The sequence below is a fragment of the uncultured Aquincola sp. genome (assembly GCF_964001545.1).
In the GTDB taxonomy this organism is placed as follows: domain Bacteria; phylum Pseudomonadota; class Gammaproteobacteria; order Burkholderiales; family Burkholderiaceae_C; genus Aquincola.
In genome coordinates, this window is sequence record NZ_CAXFDV010000798.1 from 1 (window position 1) to 3,962 (window position 3,962).

Genomic DNA, 3,962 nt, shown 5'->3' on the forward strand with positions numbered 1-3,962 from the left:
GAAGTGGCCCTCGATCACGTAGCGGCTGCCCGGGTGCACCAGGCGCGCCAGCGTGATGCCGGTGCCGCGGCTTTCGGTGCGGCGCACGATGACCAGGCAGCTTTCGTCGCGGCGGATGCCCAGCAGCCTGGCTTCTTCCGCGGTGGGCGTGCACGACTCGATGGCGTAGTGCGCTTCCCAGGTGGGCGCCACGTCCAGCAGGTAGTGGGTGGGCGTGACCTGGGTGAAGTCCTGGTCCAGGTAGCCCGGGGCGCAGGCGGGGTTGACGTAGCGGTCTTCGCACTGCAGCGGCACGCCGTTGTCGTGGTGCACGATCAAGGTATGGAACACCGGCGCGCCGGCCTGCATGCCCAGCTGCTGCGCCAGACCGGGCGAGGCCGCCTCTTCCCGCTTCAGGTGCACCACGGCCTTGTGTTCGTGGCCGCGCGCCTGGATATCTTCCTGCAGGTCGCGTATCGTCAGCGTGGACGACACCCGGTGCAGCTGCGCCGCATAGGTGCCCGAGCCCTGCACCCGATCGACCAGGCCTTCGGCCTGCAGCTCGCGCAGCGCGCGGTTGACCGTCATGCGGCTGACGTTGAAGCGTTGCACCAGCTCCGCCTCCGACGGCATCAGCGTGCCGGGTGTCCAGCGGCCCTTGGCCAGCTCGCGCTTGAGGTACTGTTTGACCCGGGCGTACGGCGCCGGGGCGGCGGTGGAGGTGGTCTTGGTCGGCATGCGCAGATCCTACTTGCCTGAAGTTGTATAGACAAGTAGAGTCTGCAGGATGACTGCGACCCTACTCGACCCTGGGCGTTTGACGCTCGATGTGCTCCAGGCCGTGCATGCCGGCGGCGTCACGCTCACCGTAGCCCCGCATGCGGCGGCGGCCGTGCAGGCCAGCGCCGCCGTGGTGCAGTCGGCCGCCGCGGGCCAGGCGCCGGTGTACGGCGTCAACACCGGTTTCGGCAAGCTGGCCAACCAGCGCATCAGCGAAGCCGACCTCGACACCCTGCAGCTCAACCTCATCCGCTCGCACAGCGTGGGCGTGGGCGCGCCGCTGCAGCCGCCGGTGGTGCGGCTGATGCTGGCCACCAAGGCCGCCAGCCTGGCGCGCGGCCATTCGGGCGTGCGGCCGGTGGTCATCGACACCTTGCTGGCCGTGCTCAATGCCGGCCTGGTGCCCTACGTGCCCAGCCAGGGTTCGGTGGGTGCCTCGGGCGACCTGGCGCCGCTGGCCCACATGACGCTGGCGATGATGGGCGAAGGCGAAATGCTGGTGGACGGCGAGCGCCGGCCGGCGCTGCCGGTGCTGCAGCAAGCCGGCATCGCGCCGCTCAAGCTGGCCGCCAAGGAAGGCCTGGCGCTGATCAACGGCACGCAAACCTCGACCGCGCTGGCGCTGCATGCGCTGCTGGCCTTTGAGCCGGTGCTGGAATCGGCGCTGGTCATCGGCGCGCTCACCATCGACGCGGCCCGCGGCAGCGATGGTCCGTTCGATCCACGCATCCATGCGCTGCGGGGCCAGCCCGGCCAGATCGACGTGGCCCAGTATTACCGTGCACTGCTGCAGGGCAGCGCCATCCGCGCCTCGCACGCCGAAGGCGACGACCGGGTGCAGGACCCGTACTGCCTGCGCTGCCAGCCCCAGGTGGTAGGCGCTTGTCTAGACCAGTTGCGCCATGCGGCGCTGGTGCTGGTGCGGGAAGCCAATGCGGTGACGGACAACCCGTTGGTGTTCGCGGAAGACGGCGCGATGATCTCAGGCGGTAATTTTCATGCCGAGCCCGTGGCCCTGGCCGCTGACGGCATGGCCCTGGCGATCGCTGAAGTCGGCGCCATCGCCGAGCGCCGCATCGCGATGCTGATCGACAGCGGCGTGTCGCGGCTGCCGCCTTTCCTCACCGCCAACGCGGGCCTGAACAGCGGCTTCATGATCGCCCACGTCACCGCGGCTTCGCTGGCCAGCGAGAACAAGTCGCTGGCCCACCCGGCCAGCGTGGACAGCCTGCCCACCTCGGCCAACCAGGAAGACCATGTGTCCATGGCCACCTTCGCGGCCCGCCGGCTGCAGGCCATGATCAACAACACCGCGCACATCCTGGGCATCGAGCTGCTGGCTGCGGCGCAAGGCATCGAGTTCCTGCGCCCGCTGCAAAGCTCGGCTGCGCTGGAAGAAGTGCATGCGCTGCTGCGCAGCCACTGCCCCAGCATCGACGTCGACCGCTACCTGGCGCCCGACATCGAGCGTGCCACGGCCCTGGTGCACAGCGGTGCATTGGCGCGCATCTTGCGAACGTTGCCGGCATTGCCGGCGCTGTGGATCCCGGCCTGATCTCCCCCTTCAAGAAGCGAGCCCCATGATGTCCAAAGCCTCCGTCCTTTGCCTTGCCGCCACCCTGGCCTGCGCCACCGCCGTGCCGCTGGCCCATGCCCAGGAGACCAAGGTCGCCATCGGCATCTCGGGCTGGACGGGCTTTGCGCCGCTCACGTTGGCCAAGGAAGCGGGCCTGTTCAAGAAGCACGGCCTGGACGTCAGCTTGAAGAAGATCCCGCAGAAGGACCGCCACCTGGCCCTGGCTTCGGGCGACATCCAGTGCGCCGCCACCACGGTGGAAACCTGGGTGGTGTGGAACGCCAACGGCGTGCCCGGCACCCAGATCTTCCAGATGGACAAGAGCTACGGCGCCGACGGTCTGGTGGTCAAGCCGGGCATCAACAAGATCACCGACCTCAAGGGCAAGACGCTGGCGGCCAGCGCGCCCGGCACCGCGCCGTACTTCGGCGCCGCGTGGATCCTGAAGAAGAACGGCATGTCCATCAAGGACGTGAAGGTGCTGACGCTGGAGCCGCAGCCGGTGGCCAATGCCTTCCTGGCGGGCACCGACGGCATCGACGCCGGCATGACCTATGAGCCCTACCTGAGCAGCGTGCGCGCCAAGCCCGAGGCGGGCAAGATCATCGCCACCACGCTGGACTACCCGATGGTGATGGACACCTTCGGCTGCGCGCCGAAGTTCCTGGCCGACAACCCCAAGGCCGCCAAGGGCTTGGCCGACGCCTACTTCGATGCGCTGGACATGATCAAGTCCGACCCGAAGAAGAGCTACGAGATCATGGGCGGCGACGTCAAGCAAAGCGGCGAAGCCTTCGAGAATTCGCAGAAGTTCCTGCGTTGGCAAGACCGCGCGGCCAACCAGAAGTTCTTTGCCGGTGAGCACCAGCAGTTCAGCAAGGAAGCCGCCGACCTGCTGCTGGAGGTGGGCATCATCAAGCAGATCCCCGACCTGACGAAGCTGGCCGACACGCGCTTCCTGAACTGATTTCCCAAGCAAGGGCCGCATGTTCATCGAGGTCGTCGACGCGCCCGGGGGCCTGCGCTTCCCGGCTGAAGTGATGGGCTTGCCGGCCGACGGCGCGCCGGCCGCACCGCTGCCGTTGGCGGTGCTGTCCCACGGCAATGGCGGCAGCTACCAGATCTACCGTGCGCTGTGCCATGCGCTGGTGGCGGCGGGGTGGCTGGTGGCCGCGTTCGATCACCCGGGCAATAACCGCAAGGACGACCGGCTCAAGGGCACATTGCAGAACCTGCAGGACCGGCCGCGCCATGTGGGCTTGGTGATTTCCGAGGTACTGGCGCGCCTGCCCATCGACCGTGATCGCATCGCCGTCGTCGGCCATTCGCTGGGCGCCTATACGGCGCTGGCCGTGGCGGGCGGCCAGGCCCATGCCCGCAGCGGCGAAGCGGTGGCGCCGGCGCACGATGCGCGTGTCAAGGCCCTGGTGCTGCTGGCGCCGGCCGCCTTCTTCTTCCAGGCCCCCGATGCCTTGCGCGCGGTCAACCTGCCCATCCTGCTGATGGAAGCCGAGCACGACGACATCACGCCGCTGAGCCAGGGCGAGATCATTCGTCAGGGCGTGGCCGATGCGCGGCGCGTCGACAGCCGGGTGGTGCCGGGCGCGGGCCATTTCTCGTTCATCAC

Annotated in this window: 4 protein-coding genes; 3 read left to right on the plus strand and 1 reads right to left on the minus strand. The window is 68.3% G+C overall.

What is annotated here, in order from left to right:
- On the minus strand, positions 1-717 hold a 717-nt coding region (gene hutC / locus ABNT58_RS27685), incomplete at its 3' end, for a histidine utilization repressor (RefSeq protein WP_348756589.1).
- Positions 718-766: 49 nt separating this feature from the next.
- Here hutC and hutH point away from each other — a divergent pair.
- The 3 genes from hutH to ABNT58_RS27700 all read left to right on the plus strand — a co-directional run.
- Positions 767-2,314: a histidine ammonia-lyase gene (gene hutH, locus ABNT58_RS27690; protein ID WP_348756590.1), complete on the plus strand. Its 1,548-nt coding sequence runs from the start codon at positions 767-769 to the stop codon at positions 2,312-2,314.
- 28 nt (positions 2,315-2,342) lie between these two features.
- Positions 2,343-3,302 carry an ABC transporter substrate-binding protein gene (locus tag ABNT58_RS27695; protein ID WP_348756591.1) on the plus strand — a complete coding sequence of 320 codons (960 nt, stop codon included), beginning with the start codon at positions 2,343-2,345 and terminating at the stop codon, positions 3,300-3,302.
- Between the two features lie 19 nt (positions 3,303-3,321).
- On the plus strand, positions 3,322-3,962 hold a 641-nt coding region (locus tag ABNT58_RS27700), incomplete at its 3' end, for an alpha/beta fold hydrolase (protein ID WP_348756592.1).